Raw genomic sequence first — 16,096 nt, forward strand, 5'->3', positions numbered from 1 at the left:
TTGTTACCGAGTCAGATTCGCATCTCATGGAATGTAGGTAAACTCGATGAACGATTCTCGGACCAGTATCGACTGGGCAGTCGGAGTTCTCATTGCATTACGGGGTTATTCCCCGGAACAAGCATTCGAAGAATTGGTCGCGCACAGTTACAATTTCGACGTCAGTTTGCTGCAGTCGGCACGTTCGTTGGTGGCTGTGGCTCGCGAAGTCGCAGCGGAGTCCTTGCCGGTCACCTCGACCGAGCGTGAGTGGGGCGGACTGCTTGCCGATCGTCGCCCGGTGGACGACGGCATCGAGAACGTCGCCTGATCCACAGCCCGCCCCTCGGGATCGGCACTTCTGGGCCCTGTCTGCTTGGCCGCGCGTGTGCACGCCACTGAGTTCTTCGGCCGTGGTTCAAATCTTTCCGGCGCAAGTTTCAACTTCTTCGGCGCATCGAATGCGCCGCATCGATTCCCTCCCTTTCGGAGTCGCTCCGTCGGAAGAGTTGAACTCGCCGATTCGGCGCAAAACAAACCAGTTCCCTGATCAAAAGGACTTAATGCTACCCACGGACGGATTTCGCGGCTAACATCGAACACGTCGGAACGCGAGCGCTGGAAGTCGGGGAAGCCATGAGAACGGTGCTGGGAGTGTCTGTCGGCTCTACAACGGCCCGGGCCACAGCCCTCGACGCCGCTGACGATTCGGTGTGTTCGGCCAGCGTTGCGCGTCCGTTCGAGTCCTCGGGTCATGTGTCGGCAGCTTTGGAGCTGCTGGACTCGATGGCCGTCGCGCACCAGGTGGAGCCTGCCGACTCGATACTGGCAGTGCCTGACAATCCTGCTGGGCGGTCGCAGACCTCTGCGTATTCGATGCACCAGGCGGATCGGTTCATGGTGGTGTCCGAGCTCGGTGCCCAGCTGCGATTTCTGCGCGGAACCGGGCAGCTGGAGGGGCTCCGGACGGTTGCTGTGTGCGATGTGGGTGCCTCGGGAACCACGGTGTCCGTCGCTGATCCGAAGATCGGGAATGTGTTCTGGTCCGTGCGGACCACCGGCTTCGGCGGAAACATGTGCGACGAGGCCGTGCGTAATTACCTTCTCGCCACATACGGTGCCGACGAGTTGGTGTCGAGTGCAACCCTGGACGGACTGGTCGTAGCCATCAGGTATGCACGCGAACAGTTGTCCAGTCTCCGCGTCGCCGAGATTCCCGGACCGTTCATCGGCGGTCCAGTCCGGTTGTGGCGCAGCACTTTCGAAGACATCGTCGATCGCGGCGTTCGATTCATCGAGGACTGGATAGCGAGCGCCATCGTCGAAGCGCCGAAAGCGGTCAATGCGCTCGTCCTAGTCGGGGGCTGCGCTCATATCCCTACACTTCGGCGGGTGCTCCGACGCGATTTACGACTGCCGGTGCTGGTTCCAGCAATGCCGGACTCCCTGACCTCACACGGTGCGGCACTTCTTGCATCCGACGCCATGAGGCGGCGATCCAGTCGTCCGCTCGTTGCCGTCGGGACCATCGCGGCTCCCGCTCAGGCGGCGTTCGCGTCGGCCGGTTACGACGCGATTCCGCGGCACCGGACGGCATGAAGTATGTGCGCGTCAACGAGCTCTCCAGTCGGCGGCTATGACGTGCCACAAGCCGCATCCCCCACGTGTACTGGCACCGCTCCGACCGGTAGGTTGCCACGAATGAGTGAGAATGTGGCAGTCACCGAGACGTTCGACCCAGCGGAGCATGTCCGTGCAATGGTGGGTCGTCATTACCGCACCGACGACTACTACGAAGTGGGTCGCGAGAAGGTCCGCGAATATTCACGGGCAGTACAAGACTTCAATCCTGTGCACTGGGAAGGCGACGCCGCCAAGGCGTTGGGCTACGGCGGTGTGATCGCACCGCTCACGTTCATGTCGCTGGTGGGTACGCTCGCGCAGCGCAGATTGCTGCAGAAGATCGCGGTCGGGTTCGACCTCAGCCAGATGCTGCAGACCGATCAGGTGCTCGAGTTTCATCAGCCGATCGTCGCTGGCGATCACTTGTACTGCGATGTCTCCTTGGACTCCTACAAGGAGGTCATGGGCAAAGACATGATGGTCACCAAGAACATCGTGTCCAACCAGCGCAACGAGCTTGTTCAGACGACGTATACGACGCTCCTCATCGGCCGTGACGGCGATGTCGACAAGGGGATCGTGGACGCTGCCGAGAACCTCGTCATGCAAGGTGCGACCACTCTCGCGGCGCGGGCCAACGCGTCGGACGAGGATGAAGACGAGCAGGTCGAGCATCCGCAGCTCGTCGTCCTGGACAATCTGTCTTCGGCCACGGTGAAGTTCGACGACGCCTCTGTCGGAGATGTCCTGCCCAGTAGAACATTCCGTGTCACACGTGGCGATCTGGTCAACTATGCGGGCGTCGCCGGTGATGCGAACCCGATTCACTGGAGCGAGGAGTTCGCCAAGCTGATCGACCTCGACAACGTACTGGCACACGGCATGCTGACGATGGGCCTCGGCGGCGGTTACATCACCGAGTGGCTGGGAGATCCGGGCGCCGTCAAGGACTACACGGTGCGCTTCACCGCACCGATCCCCGTCGATTCTCACAAAGCAGCGGAAATTCAGTTCGACGGCAAGATCAAGTCGCTCGATGCCGAGAGCCGCACCGCAGTGGTTGCGCTGAACGCCACGTTCGAGGGCAAGCGGATCTTCGGTCACCGAGCGACGGCGACGGTCCAGCTGGCTTGAGTCGGCCTCTCGATCAAGAACCCTGTACGACGGCGAACGACGGCTTCTGGCTGAAGTCGCTGCGTAGCAGTCCGTAGTTCTGCTCGGAGTCGCCCAGGTTGGTTCCGGCATCACGGAGCGAGTGCACGAACACCGGTCCGACGTACGGAAGTCGTGATGCCTGCGCCAGGCTGCTACCGATGATCGCGGCCTGGGCGTCTTCGGAGACCGCCATGGGACCGTTTCCGGTGGGCGCGCCGAGTTCGGTGACCCAGACCTTCTTGCCGCCGTCGCCGTTGGCTGCCATGGTTCCGTAGGCCTGATCGACCTGTGCCCACTGGCCGTTGGGGTCATTCTCGACGGTGAACGGATATGTATAGGGGTGCAGTGCAACCGCGTCCATGAACCCGCCGGCGCCTGCCGCGTACATCTGCTGCAGGAACGTCACCGGTGCGGTGGTCCACGTACCGGCATCGATGGTGGTTGCGAGTCCGGCACTGAGGACGCTCGCACCCGGGTCCGCGTTGTGGATCGCGGGATACGCCGCGCGCAGCAACCCGACGTACCGTGCGGCATCGACGGGTGCGAAGAAGGTCGGGATGTTCGGCTCGTTCCAGACCTCGTAGGAATCCACGCGGTCACCGAGGTGCGCTGCAGCTGCGCCGGAGAAGGCCCCATAGGTGTTGGGGTCCAGTGGAACCGCACCCGGCAGCAGCGACGGCAAGGGGGCCTGCGCCCACAACGGCGTGCCCGCGAGAACCGCGAGAACCGAGTATCCCTGCGAACGTGCAGCATTGACGATTCGATCGGTGTTGCCCCAATCGAACACACCCGGTGCGGTTTCTACCGACGCCCAGTTGACGACCACGCGTACCCAGGACGCTCCGGCGTCCCGCCCGGCACCGAGTTCGTTGTTCAGGGTTGCGTCGTCCAGCTGTAGAAACGGTGCGCCGCTGGAAAATCCGAGTCCCGACGGCGGAGCCGCCTGCGCGGTAGGTGCCGTCAGCCCCAGTGCGAGGGCGGATGCAGCGACCACGGTGATCAAGCGGACTGGTGAAAAGTTCATGTCGGTGATCCTGAGATTCCTGGTAGGGACGCGCTGATCAGCGAGGCGACGCTGGTGTGCGGTGCTCGTTGTTCCCAGCGCTCGGAGTTCAGTTCGTACAGCCGCTCGCCCGCTTTGACGGCGGTGTTTCGGTCCAGCAGATATCGGCGGCATTCGGCGATGAACTCCTCGGGATCGTCGAAGGTCGGGAGTTCGAAGATCGATCCGAGCGATCCGACGGCAGCAGAAGTCCCGACGACGGGTAGGCCCTTGCTCGCTGCGTCGAGAATCTTGACGCGGACTCCACCTCCGGTGGCGACCGGAGCGATGAGCGCGCGACAGGTTCCGAGAAATTCCTGAAGGTCGTCGACGAATCCGAGGTCGCGCACACCCGCGGGGTAGGTTGGATCAGGGGCGCCGTCTGCTTTGGCACCGATGATGCACAACTCTGCGCCCTCGATTCCCGCAGAGATCTGTGGCCAGTACTCGAGTGCGATCTTGAACGCTTCCTGGTTCGGCGGCCACCCTCGGGTGCCCATGAATACAAGCCTTTTCGCTGTTTCGGTCAGATCGAGGCGTGGCGCAGGCTCCAGGGTGAGGTCGATCCACCGCGCATCATGTACTCCGTTGTCACGGTACATCTCGGCTTCCTCGACGTCGTACGTTCCGACAGCGTCTGCCTTGCGGGCGACTCGAATTTCGTCGCGCAGGATGCGGGGCGACTCGATGCGGCCGATGAGTCCGCGGGTCACTTTCCAGACCTGAGATTCGGTGTTGACGGTATTGATGACGAAAGGCGACCCGTACTTTTCGGACCGAATGAACGGTTCGGCCATGTAACTGTGCTCTGCCACATACACATCCGACTCGGATCTCTCGATGGCGTCGACGAATGCATCCACGTCGTATCGGCCGTGGACGATACTGCGGATGGGGTGCAGCGACTTCAACAGCAGCGATGCGTTCACGCCTGGCTTTTCAACGCGTGTGACATCGGGATCGGGGGAGGGTGCGGTGTCCTTGGACAGGCACAGTGCTCGCACTTCGAAAGCTTCACGCGCGAGCTGCATCATCAAACGGGACAGTGCGATATCCCCGCCGTGTTCGGTGACGGGGTCTTTGGACAACAGGAACGTTGCTCGCCTCACGAGTACACCTCTTCTTTGGCAGGCTCACGATAGAGAGCTCGGATGAACCACACGAGTAGTACGGCGTCGGTAACGACCGATGCGATCGCGGCACCGACGGCGCCGAGGGGGAACAGGCAGAAGATCAACACCATCTTCAGCGGTGCAAGTGTGGCCGCGGCCAAGACGCGGGTGCGGTCGCGATGCTGCAGGTAGAGCACGGTGGTGAATACGTAGTTCATCACCCGCATGACGACGAAGAAGGACATCACCACGAGGGCTCCGGCGATCTCGTTCGATATAGGTGTGAAGAACACAGCGACGCCGGCGACGAGGACCAACGATCCGGCAGCACAGGCGAGCACGATGGTGTGTTTCAACGCAGGTCCCGCGGTAATGCTGCCGTCGGCGAGACGCAGTTTCTCGTGGAACGTGTGGCCGAACGACTGCCCGATGAACGCGACGGCCCACGCGGTGACGGATGCGACGGAGTAGTAACCCGCGATCGTGCTGTCGGTCAGGTAGCCGAGCAGTAGTACATCGCCTTGGACATAGATGGCGTTGGCGAGGTTCTCCGAGAACAGCATCGAGATCTCGCGCCACGAGCCAGGTACGCGTGGGCGCGCAACTCTTGCCTGTACGACGGCGGCGACGGCGATGACGAAGTACGGTGCAACATAGAGCAGGCTGGCCACGAGCAATGTCGGTTCGGCGGTAGTGAACAGGGTGGTAGTGAACAGGTAGGCGGTGGCAAGGATGATGCTCGACGCCTGCCGCAGCGTGTCCATGCGCTGGGTGATATTGGGATGACCGTCGCGGAGAGCACGACTCTTGTACGCGTTGAACGTCATCTCGCCGCCGGCGACGACGAGGGCGAACCATGCGATGTAGTTGACCTCGATCAGGCACGACCCCAGCACAATCAGTACTATGCCGATCAGTGCGCGGCTTGTGCGTTCGCCCAGATAATCGTCTTCGTCGACGCGGATCGACCGAACACCGAACGGGTGATCGAGCGGCGCGGCGACGATCGCCGCGAGCGCGAACGCCATTGCGTAGTGCCCGTAGTCGGAGATTCCAAGTTGGGCGATGAGCGCGACGGTCCACAGCAGACCGATGCCGCGACCTCCGTAGGTCCACAGCGCGGCGATGCACGCCTTCATCAGGTTGGCGTTCATCCTCGACCGACGCCTCGAAGGGAGGCCGTCGGGTTGGTGACTCGGGCGGCTGCCAGCGAAGGGGTCACTTTCCACGCCGACAAGAAATCGTCGACGACGAGCATCGGTGTGTTGGCCGTCCGAAGCGTTTCCACTTCGCGGCGAAGCCTGGCGAGTGCGACGGTGTCCGTGACGAGAGTCGCTGCAGCATCGGCGACGTCGTCGATTCCTCCGTCGACCACCACCGCGCCGCCGTCGGACTCGGCCAGAGCGCCGTACTTCATGCAGACGATGGGTGTCTGGTAGGCAATAGCGCGCGTCACCACCGAGGATGCGGGGAAGGCGTCGCCATAGATCGTTCGCCGGCCGTAGGGGACGACGAGCGCCCTGACGGAGGCGAAGAAGGCATCCTCGTCGGGTCCGTTGACCTCGCCGACGATCTCGACGCCGTCCACCGGGGGAAGCTGCTCGGTGCCGCGCCCGGCGACTCGGATCGCGATCTCGCGGGGAAGGGCGTCACGCAGCTGTTGTATCTGATCGAAACCTTTTCCGCGATAGACGAGTCCGAACAGTCCGATCGCGAGTGGGCGTTCCTCGGCAGCCATGATATTCGGCCGCTCGGGTACGAACAGAGTGCTCGCTGTGGCTGTGGCTGCCGGGTATTCGCGGGCCAGTGAGTCTGCGCCTGCCTTGGTGAGTGCGAAGAACGTTCGCTCGCCTGCAGCGGCTCGTTCGAGCCTGCGCCACAGCGATCGCAGCGGATAGTGAATCCCGTGGTTCAAGATTTTCCGACCTGCCAGAAATTTGGTGCGAGCGGGCCACCAGACCAACCCGGGAGGGTCGTGCACCGTTGCAGTAACCCGCGGATTTCCGGTGAGCCTCCGAGTCGCCCAGAAGGGAACGACCGAGCCGCCGCTGAGTTCGCAGTGCACGATGGTGCGTTCGGGATCGTCGACGAGCTTTTGAATTGCCCTGCGGTGCGCAAGGATATCGCGCACCGAATCGCTTCCGGGGCCGTCGTGGCGGTACTCGACCACCTCGCGGAAGTGAGGACGAACGGCGACCGAGAAGTCGTCGGCATAGTCGCCTACGCCGCCAACCCCTGATCGGGGGGCGACGTAGACGAGTCGGTAGTCGCTCAGGGTCACCTGGTGCAGCTCCTTCGGAGCATGTGCGCGGAAATACTTCCCCTGGGACGTATTTCCGCTCACATAGGGGGTCAGTAGAAGAGAGGACGGTACTTCGGGCGGTACTGCAGCGCATTCGGATCGCGCATGCTGCGTACCTGGGCAGGGACACCGGCAACCACTTCGAGCTCACCGACATCCTTACGTACCATCGAGCAACCGCCGACGACGGCACCGCGCCCGATGGTCACGCCGCTGAGTACGGTGCTGCGGCTGGCGATCCACACGTAGTCGCCGATGACGCACGGCTCGAGGATCGGCTTGAATGTCGGATCGTTGTGATCGTGGTACCCGCCGATGATGTGGGTGTCACTGGCGATGACGACGTTGTCGCCGATGGTGATTCCGCCTCTGGCATCGAACATGCACCGAAAACCGATGGAGCAGCCTTCGCCGATGACGAGGTTCTCGATGTCGAGGATGGTGGTTCCGCGGAAGATCGAGGTGTCCTTGCCGATCGTCGCGCCGAACGCCCGCAGGAAGTTCTGACGAACGAAGTGCGACGGGATGTAGGTGACGATCATGTTGAACGCCAACGTGCCGAACCGGTTACGGATCTTCCTGGCCAACGTGATGTCCTGCATCTTGTAGTCGGTGATGTGGTGAACTTCTGCTACACCTGCAGGCTTCTCTACTGCGGTCATGCTGCCATCTCCTCGGTCATGTCGAATTCGACCATCGCTCCGACTACTTCTTCGAAGGTCATGGTCGGAGTCCACCCCAACAACTCTCGTGCTTTCGATGCGTCGCCGACCATCCTTGCGGAATCTGCCGGCCTCAGCATGTCGGGGTCGCCGCGCACATAGTTCTGCCAGTCGGTGATGCCGACGGCGGACATCGCCGCCGCCACGAAATCTGCAACGCTGTGTGCCTGACCGGTGGCGACGACGAAGTCCTCGCCCTTGCCGTACTCAGCCATTTTCACCAGGGCGTCGACGTAGTCCGGTGCCCAACCCCAGTCTCGTTCGACGGACATGCTGCCGAGTTCGATGGTCGACCGAGTACCTCTGGCGATACCGGCCGCAGCTTTGGTGATCTTGCGCGTGACGAAGGTATCAGGCCTGCGCGGTGACTCATGGTTGTAGAGGATGGCGTTGGTGGCTTCGAGGCCACGTGCGCGATACACCTGAACCATAGTGTGACTGAGTGCTTTCGAAGCTCCGTACGGTGACGTCGGGGCAATCGGGGTGTCCTCGTTCTGCAGTGCAATGCCCGAACCTGCGAAGATCTCGGCGCTCGATGCATTGACCACCATCACCCGCTTGCCCGATTCCTCTTGGTGCGTGTAACAGGCGTCGAGAAGCGATGTCGCCGACACACCGTTGACACGAGTGGTGAGCACCGGGTCGTTCCACGACTGCCACACCGACGAGATGCCGGCGAGGTGAAAAACATAGTCGGGATCGGACGCGAGTATCAGCTCGGCCGCAGCGCCGGGCTCGGCGAGATCCGAAGAGTGCATCGTGACGTTGTCGACGACCTCGGCCGAACCGGGTTTCGCGACACCATGAACCGACCAGCCCAGCGCGACGAGTGCCTCCGACAGGTAGCTGCCGTCTTGTCCGGCGACTCCCGTGATGAGGGCCGTCGGCCGCGAAGAGTTCACGCGATCTTGACGGTGTGGGGCGACTGTTCAGCCAAGTCGTTGTGCACCATCATCTTGATGAGTTCTTCGAACCCGACCTTTGGTTTCCAGCCGAGCTGGGCGCTGGCTTTGGCCGAGTCCCCGACGAGCAGGTCGACCTCGGCGGGCCGGAAGAAGCGAGGGTCGATGCGCACGTACTGTTCCCAGTCGGTGATATCGACTGCCGCGAACGCGTGATCGAGCAGCTCACGAATGGAATGGGTCTCGCCGGTGGAGATGACGTAATCGTCGGCGACGTCCTGCTGCAGCATCAGGTACATCGCTTCGACATAGTCGCCCGCGAAGCCCCAGTCACGCTTGGCTTCGAGATTGCCGAGTGCAATCTCGGTCTGCAGGCCCAGCGCAATTCTTGCGACCGACTGGGTCACCTTCCGGGTGACGAATTCAACGCCGCGCCGCGGGGATTCATGGTTGAACAGGATCCCGGAGCTGGCATGCATGCCGTAGGACTCGCGGTAGTTGATGGTCATGTAGTGCCCGTAGACCTTGGCGACGCCGTACGGCGAGCGGGGCCACAGTAGGGTCTCTTCGCGCTGCGGGACCTGCTGGACCTTGCCGAACATCTCGGAGCTCGATGCCTGGTAGAAGCGGACCTGCTTGCCTGCGACGTCCTGGTAGAGGCGAGTCGACTCGAGCATGTTCAGTACTCCGCCACCAGTGACGTCGGTGGTCAGGCGCGCGTTCTCCCAGGAGTACGCGACGAACGAGACGGCGCCGAGGTTGTATACCTCGTCGGGATCGGAGACGGCGAATGCTCGCATCAGGCTGGAGAGGTCGAGTAGGTCGCCTTTGAGAACTTCCACCTGCGGAAGAACCCGGTCCAGCATCGCGGCCTTCGGATTGTTCTGTCCACGAAGCAATCTGAACACTTTGTATCCCTTGCTCAGCAGTAACTCCGCAAGGTAGAGGCCGTCTTGGCCGGTGATTCCGGTGATCAATGCCCTCTTCGTCATCGGATGCGCGTCCTCTCGGTTGAATGTTCGTGTATTTCCGTGACTGCCGCAACCAGTTCTGCTGCGAAGCGTTCCTCACTGAACTGCTCCACGTGAGCCGCAATCTTCAATGGCTCCCAGATGGTTTGTTCCAAGACGTCCACTGCTTCCCGGATCGCCTCGGGGACAGGCTCATCGAAGTAGACTCCCGACACCCCTTCTTCGACCGTGTCGAGGAAACCACCCCATCTCAGAACTGCGCTCGGCTTGCCGTGATAGCCGGCCTCGATGGGGGTGAGTCCGTAGTCTTCATAGCTCGCGGCGACAACCGCGTTACATCGTGTGTAGAGCCAGGTCATCTGACCGGCCGAGAGGTCGCTGAGCATGGTGACGTTGTCCGACTTGAGCTTTCGTAGGCGGTCGGCTTCGGGCCCACGGCCGACGACGACGAGCTTGCGGTCCGTGTCCGCAAACGCGGCCATGACCTTGTCGACATTCTTGTAGGGAAGCAGCCGTGAGATGCACAGGTAGAAGCTGTCCTCGCCCAACCACGCTTCGGCTTCGGGGATCGTTTCCTCTTCCGCCGCATCCACGGTGAACGGTGCGGGCAGCACCGTCGAGCTGAATCCGTAGGCCGCGGTGATGCGTTTCTGTACGACGGTGGAGATTGCGAGGTAGCGGTCCGCCGACGCCGCTGCATCTCGGTCCCACCGTCTGAGCGGAGTTGTGAGCACTCTCAACATGATTCGCTTGGCTGCGCTGCTGGACTCGCCGAGGTACATCTCGGCCTCGTACAGCCACCGAGCAGGCGAGTAGCAGTACACGAGCTTGCTGCCCGACGTGCGGAAGCCGTGCGCCCAGCCACTGCTGCTGGTAAGCACCACATCGGCGTCGATGGTGATCGATCTGGACGCGAAGGGAAGCAAGGGCAGCGCCGCACGGTGGTTCTTGCGCAGGAACCCGATTCGGTTCAGCCGGGATGGTCGGATGTCCAGCTCGGCGAACTCGGGGAACGTGGTGGACGGTTCGAAGAGTGTGGTGTGGATGGGGCTTCCCGGGAATGCGCGTGCCATGGCCAGTACGACCTTCTCAGCTCCGCCACGTTGCGTCAGGTAGTCGTGTGCGATCGCAACGCGTATCGGTGGGGGCTCGGTCGTCATTGGCGTGACCGGTCCGGGTACCCGGAGCGAGTCGTATGGTCTTGTGTGGTGGTCCAACTGAAAGTCTTCATCGCCAACCCGTCGTGTCGAACTGAGCACATTCCGCGGTAGAGCCCCCAGACGAATACGAATATGTCTGTAAGGCAGGACAGTTCGGACTCTTGCCGGCCTCCGTTGGCGTGGCGAAAGGTCACATCGGTCATCCCCGACTGGGATGCAAACATCAGACACGGCCCGTGAACTGTGTCATTCGTTCGGTGTATATAAGTATCTGTTAAACAGGCTGAATGGCACTACTAAGTGAGACGGTTCACAGTGTTTTCCTGCTCGGGTCAGTGTTGATACTTGTCATTCTTTCAGAATTAACACTGGCGAAATAAATGTTTGGATAGGACATCGAAATCGTGTCTCATGTGCATGATCGGATAAATACCGACCGTCGTATTGCGTGTTTTTCGGCAACCGTTGAATGAATTCTTCGACGGTCACGTACGACAATCCGGCATGAATGGACCACCGCGACGGTTGAACGGTTACCAGTGGCCATTCATGCCTGCGCCAGGGCCGAGCGGAAAATTACCTGGTCACCGCTGCACCCACGCCGGGAGTCCACGTGATCGATCCGTACTGGAAGGTGACGCGCACACCACCTCCCGCGATGGGGGTTTCGTCGGAAGTCGCAGGCCCGAGCGTCGGGTCCCAGGCAGCGACGATGCCGCCGCCGATGAGCCTCGTACCGCCGATGCTGGTGGAGAACACTCGCAGGCCGTAGGGGCTGTCGAAGTCCTGCCAGGTGCCGTCGAAGCCGGTGGTCGGCAAGAAATTGGTGAACCTGACTGCCTCGGCGACGGCGCGCGGTGCGGCGATGAACCCGGCGGGCATTTCATAGACGACGGCGTAGTCACGGATCTGTGCCCAGGTATTGCGGATGGGGAAGACGGGGCTCAGTGCGGCTCCCAGCGAACTGGGTACGGCCTGGAAGCGGTTGTACTCGGGGGACTTCGGGATGTTGTTGGAGAGCAACGACATCACTCCCCACAGTGCCGGTTTACCGCTCCAGTCGGTTCTGAGCAGGCCGAACGTCATCTCGGGATCGCTACTGCCGGTCTGCTGGTCGCGTAGCTGATAGAGGTAGATGGGCCCGGCGTAGGGCAGTTCCTGCCACTTGGTGATCAAGTGGGTGATCATGTCGCTCTGGACGTCTTCGGACACGTAGGCGGTGGGGACGCCGTACTCGGTTGCCCAGATCTTCTTGGCGCCATCACCGTTGGCCGCCATCGCCGCATGCAGGTCCATCATCTGCCGGGCGGGTGAGTGGTCGACGTAGACGCCCTCGGCGAACTTCAGCGAGTACTGATACGGGTGATAGGACAGTGCATCGAAATAACCTGCGGCCCCCGCAGCGTACATCTGGTTCGCGAACGTGACCGGGTTCTGCATTCCTGCAGCATCTTCGACTGCGCCGAGCACTCCGCCGACGACGATGGCCGAGGAATTGGCCGCTTTGATCGCCGGATAGGCGGCCTTCAGGAGCTGGGTGTAGCCGGCGGCGTCGGGAGCCGGTCCGTAGAACTTGGCCCCGTTCGGTTCGTTCCAGATTTCGAATGCCGAGACCTTTCCGGCGTACCGGGCCGCGGCTTTCCCGGCGAACTGACCGAAAAGCGCTGGTGAGGCGGGACGTGTGTTGATGGGCTGCCCGACGGGCGACGTCGCCCACGACGGTGTGTAGGCGATGATTCCCAGTATCGAGATTCCCCGTGCGCTGACGGCGTTCACGACGCGGTCGACGGCACTCCAGTCCAGCTGATTCTGGGCGTATTCGACGTTCGACCACGGAATCGACAGTCGGAAGGACTTGATTCCTGCGGCGGACAGCATCGACAGCGTGGTGTTGAGGTCGGCGTCGCTCGCCCACAGCAGCGCTCCGTTGTCGGAGATGCCGACGGCGGTCGCTGTTGTCTGAGCATTCGCCGTCGGCGGAGCCGTCGCGGTGTCCGGCGACGAGAGCAACGGCGCGGCGCCCCAGACGAGACCGGCGGCCAGAATTACGACAGCTGACGCCGCAACTATCGATCGAATTCGAGACCTGTTCATGAGCGCAAATCTCTCCACGAGGGGCTCGTACGAGTAGGTACGCGGCCGGATTCACAGAATCATTGCACTATGAACAAGATTTTGTGCAAATCGAAACGATCTTTGTCGACGGTACGAAACTGCAGGTCAAGCACTAATTATCGTTTCCGGTCGTGTCGACGAGATTCTAGGTTTTTTGCGGTCGTCAGGCCGGTTATCGGAGGCTTTTTCCCACGCGAGGACAAGAAAAACGATCAGTACGGAAAAGGCCATTGTGGTTGCCGGAATGGTGACCACCGGAAAATCCAGTTGCAACGCGACGAGGGTGAATCCGATGAATCCACCTCCGACGAATCCGTGTTCCCAATTACGGGAGCGAAGGCAGCGATATCCGAGAATCGCGCCCACGACGATGATGGCCACGAATGCCAACCCGGCGAGAATTCCACCTCGATAGACCGTCAGCAGGGGCGCATTGGCGACGTAGTTGACATCGAAGGCGGTACCGGGGTCCTTGAATTCCGCTCGTCCCCAGCCGAGCCCGAACAGCCAATGTCCGGCCATGTGACCAGGGAAATCGACGAGTGCGTCGCCTCGCGCCGAGGACCCGGCGTCGCCGCTGCCGAAGGATGAGAACACTCGATTTCGTACAGCAGGTACTGCGAGGGCGCCGACGAATGCGAGACCGAATCCGCCGATGATGGCGGCACGTTCCCTGGTCTTCAGGTTCTGGAACAGAAGCATCAGCAACACACCGAACACGACGGAGAACAGCGCAGCACGCGAGAGTGTCAGCACAATCGAACCGAAGAGCAGGAGCGCCAACGCAACCCGCATCCTTCCACGAATGAGCAGCACGCACAGCATGAGCGCAACGAACAGACCAATACCTGCGGCGTTGGGATCGATATAGGTCCCGGCCAGGCGAACTGTGGCGGCGCCGTCGGTGTAGACGAAGCGCGTGCTCTCCGCTTCGGTGCCATATCCGAACGGTGACAGGTAGCGAACGAGCTTGCCTGCCGGGTCGGCAACGAAGATGACGACCGCGAATGCGGCGGCCGCCGACGCCGAATACACGTAGATCCGTCCGAAAAGCTCGAGTTCGCTGCGCGGCAGTCTCAGTAGTGACACAACTACAAGCGTCGAAACGAGCCACTTGCCGAATTCTGCGTAATCCACTGTCGCGCTGCCCGTTGCGAACACCGACAGTGCCGAAGCGATCACCAGGACGATGACAGCCATCTCCCCGTGTGTGATGCGACTCACAGCTGTGCGGTGAATCACCGAGGCCAAAATGACCGCACCGCCCAAGGTGAACACCAGCGGAGCATGAACCCCCGGAATGTAACCGAACGGCAATGCGCCCAATGAAAATGCAAGAGCACGAGTGAAATACAATGGATGGCGCAGGCCGATGTGGGCTCCCACTGTCAGTCCGACGAGCGCGATGCCGCCCAATTTCCCGGGTGTTCCACCGAGAATCATCAGAAATGTAACGATGATCGGAACGACGACGATCACCGCCGCGTCGACTCGTTTCGAGATGCTCATGGGCACTGATGTTGTCACGCTTTCACGCCCGTGCAACTGCTACGTGATGCTGAATTGTTGTCGGCACCTTATTCTTTCTGGCAGACCGGAATTTGCGATAGGAGCATTCGTGGAGATTCGAGAGTACGGACGGATTCTCCGTGCCGGATGGTGGATCGTCGCGGTGGTGACGGTACTCGGAATCGTCGGAGGGTTGGCGTACTCCGTTTTCTCGACGCCTCAATATCAAGCGTGCGCGCGCTTGTTCGTCACCACCGAGGGAGGCAGCTCCGTCGGTGAGGCGTACCAGAACAACTTGTTCTCGCAGGAGCGCGTCTCGTCGTATGCGGGATTGGCAACCAGTACTCAGGTCGCGCAGCGCGCGGTCGATCAGCTCCAGCTCTCGTTGTCGGCGAACGAGTTGCGCGAGCGGATGACTGCTACGCCGATCGAGAAGACCGTCCTTCTCGATCTGTGTGGCACCGACGCCGATCCCGCGGTTGCGCAGGTTCTGACCAACGCGGTAGCCGGTCAGCTGACGCAGCTCGTTCAGGAACTCGAGACCTCGCAGCGCGGCGGTAGCCCCGCGGCGGGCGCCACGATCATCGACCAGGCGGACGTGCCGTCGAACCCACTCGGCGCAGGTCTTGTCACCCTGCTCGGTCTCGGCGTGGTCGTCGGGCTGATTCTCGGCGTACTCCTGGCTCTCCTACGCGGACTGCTCGATCGCTCGGTTCGAGACCGCGCGCGCGCCGAGGACATCTCGGGCAACGCGGTACTCGGCGGTCTCCCCTTCGACAACGAACGCTCGAAGACTGCGGTTGCGTCGTTCTCCAAGATGGGTGAGCCGCTTCGCACTCTTCGCACCAACATTCGATTCCTCGGCGGTGGATCGCCGGTGCGCGTCATCACGGTGACGAGTCCGCATGCCGGCGAAGGTCGAACCTCGACGGCGATCGATCTCGCGGCGGTCCTGGCCGAAGCCGGTCACAAAGTTTTGCTCGTCGACGGTGACATCAGAACGGCGGCTCTCGCCGATCGGCTCGGAATCTCGCAGAACCGTGGATTGAGTACAGTGCTGTCCGGCGAGAACAAGGCTGCGGACGTAATCCAGCGCGACGTGGTCCCAGGGGTCAACGTGCTCCCGGCGGGTCCCGTGCCACCGAATCCAAGTGAACTGCTGGGATCGGATCGCGCTCAGCTTCTCCTCGAAACGCTGCGCGGCGAGTACCGCTACGTCGTGATCGACACGCCTCCGTTGCTCGATGTGTCCGACGGAGCCGTGCTCAGTGCCCTGTCGGACGGCAGTCTCGTGCTCGCCCGTGTCAACCGCACCACCCGCGAGCAGCTTCGCAAGGCGGTGAAGGTGCTCGGCGGCGTCGGCGCCTCGGTTCTCGGTGTTGTCACCACGTTCGAACCGCATCGTCGTCGACGCAATCCGAACGGTCCTGCCGCAGTGAGTGAGCCGAAGATCGCGGTGGAGGGCCGCGAGTCGTCCGCGTCCGGCGTCGGCCGAGGCTGAGGG

General features: G+C 61.7%; 14 protein-coding genes. 4 read left to right on the forward strand and 10 right to left on the reverse strand.

Annotated elements, in window-relative coordinates; all coding sequences use genetic code 11:
• Window positions 1-46 precede the first annotated feature (46 nt).
• The 3 genes from QMK17_RS20015 (at window position 47) to QMK17_RS20025 (ending at window position 2,736) form a co-directional block, all read left to right on the forward strand.
• Window positions 47-310, forward strand: coding sequence for an ANTAR domain-containing protein (locus QMK17_RS20015; protein ID WP_283511046.1), 264 nt, complete (start codon window positions 47-49; stop codon window positions 308-310).
• Between the two features lie 305 nt (window positions 311-615).
• Window positions 616-1,578: an Hsp70 family protein gene (locus QMK17_RS20020; RefSeq protein WP_283511047.1), complete on the forward strand. Its 963-nt coding sequence runs from the start codon at window positions 616-618 to the stop codon at window positions 1,576-1,578.
• A 102-nt stretch (window positions 1,579-1,680) separates the two neighbouring features.
• Window positions 1,681-2,736: a fused (3R)-hydroxyacyl-ACP dehydratase subunits HadA/HadB gene (locus tag QMK17_RS20025; protein WP_283511048.1), complete on the forward strand. Its 1,056-nt coding sequence runs from the start codon at window positions 1,681-1,683 to the stop codon at window positions 2,734-2,736.
• 13 nt (window positions 2,737-2,749) lie between these two features.
• Here QMK17_RS20025 and QMK17_RS20030 read toward each other — a convergent pair whose 3' ends face one another.
• The 10 genes from QMK17_RS20030 to QMK17_RS20075 form a co-directional block, all read right to left on the reverse strand.
• Complete coding sequence (locus QMK17_RS20030; RefSeq protein WP_283511049.1) at window positions 2,750-3,781, reverse strand: hypothetical protein; 1,032 nt, start codon at window positions 3,779-3,781, stop codon at window positions 2,750-2,752.
• Window positions 3,778-4,908 (reverse strand): glycosyltransferase, encoded by a 1,131-nt coding sequence (locus QMK17_RS20035; protein WP_283511050.1) that lies wholly within the window; start codon window positions 4,906-4,908, stop codon window positions 3,778-3,780. Before QMK17_RS20035 ends, QMK17_RS20030 begins: the two co-directional genes overlap by 4 nt.
• On the reverse strand, window positions 4,905-6,065 hold the full coding sequence (locus QMK17_RS20040) for a lipopolysaccharide biosynthesis protein (RefSeq protein ID WP_283511051.1): 1,161 nt from the start codon (window positions 6,063-6,065) through the stop codon (window positions 4,905-4,907). The genes QMK17_RS20035 and QMK17_RS20040 overlap by 4 nt, the downstream gene beginning before the upstream one ends.
• On the reverse strand, window positions 6,062-7,192 hold the full coding sequence (locus tag QMK17_RS20045; protein WP_283511052.1) for a glycosyltransferase: 1,131 nt from the start codon (window positions 7,190-7,192) through the stop codon (window positions 6,062-6,064). Before QMK17_RS20045 ends, QMK17_RS20040 begins: the two co-directional genes overlap by 4 nt.
• Window positions 7,193-7,263: 71 nt before the next feature.
• A complete protein-coding gene (locus tag QMK17_RS20050) occupies window positions 7,264-7,875 on the reverse strand; it encodes an acyltransferase (protein ID WP_283511053.1) in 612 nt (203 codons plus the stop codon).
• Window positions 7,872-8,837 (reverse strand): GDP-mannose 4,6-dehydratase, encoded by a 966-nt coding sequence (locus tag QMK17_RS20055; protein WP_283511054.1) that lies wholly within the window; start codon window positions 8,835-8,837, stop codon window positions 7,872-7,874. The genes QMK17_RS20050 and QMK17_RS20055 overlap by 4 nt, the downstream gene beginning before the upstream one ends.
• Window positions 8,834-9,829, reverse strand: a complete 996-nt coding sequence (locus tag QMK17_RS20060; RefSeq protein WP_283511055.1) for a GDP-mannose 4,6-dehydratase — start codon at window positions 9,827-9,829, stop codon at window positions 8,834-8,836. The genes QMK17_RS20055 and QMK17_RS20060 overlap by 4 nt, the downstream gene beginning before the upstream one ends.
• On the reverse strand, window positions 9,826-10,968 hold the full coding sequence (locus QMK17_RS20065; RefSeq protein WP_283511056.1) for a glycosyltransferase: 1,143 nt from the start codon (window positions 10,966-10,968) through the stop codon (window positions 9,826-9,828). Before QMK17_RS20065 ends, QMK17_RS20060 begins: the two co-directional genes overlap by 4 nt.
• Before the next feature lie 576 nt (window positions 10,969-11,544).
• Window positions 11,545-13,062 carry a cellulase family glycosylhydrolase gene (locus QMK17_RS20070; RefSeq protein ID WP_283511057.1) on the reverse strand — a complete coding sequence of 506 codons (1,518 nt, stop codon included), beginning with the start codon at window positions 13,060-13,062 and terminating at the stop codon, window positions 11,545-11,547.
• 126 nt (window positions 13,063-13,188) lie between these two features.
• Window positions 13,189-14,592 (reverse strand): O-antigen ligase family protein, encoded by a 1,404-nt coding sequence (locus tag QMK17_RS20075; protein WP_283511058.1) that lies wholly within the window; start codon window positions 14,590-14,592, stop codon window positions 13,189-13,191.
• 109 nt (window positions 14,593-14,701) lie between these two features.
• Here QMK17_RS20075 and QMK17_RS20080 point away from each other — a divergent pair, with 109 nt between their 5' ends.
• Complete coding sequence (locus QMK17_RS20080) at window positions 14,702-16,093, forward strand: polysaccharide biosynthesis tyrosine autokinase (protein WP_283511059.1); 1,392 nt, start codon at window positions 14,702-14,704, stop codon at window positions 16,091-16,093.
• Window positions 16,094-16,096 lie beyond the last annotated feature (3 nt).

It is taken from the genome of Rhodococcus sp. G-MC3 (assembly GCF_030063335.1).
Lineage (GTDB): Bacteria > Actinomycetota > Actinomycetes > Mycobacteriales > Mycobacteriaceae > Rhodococcoides.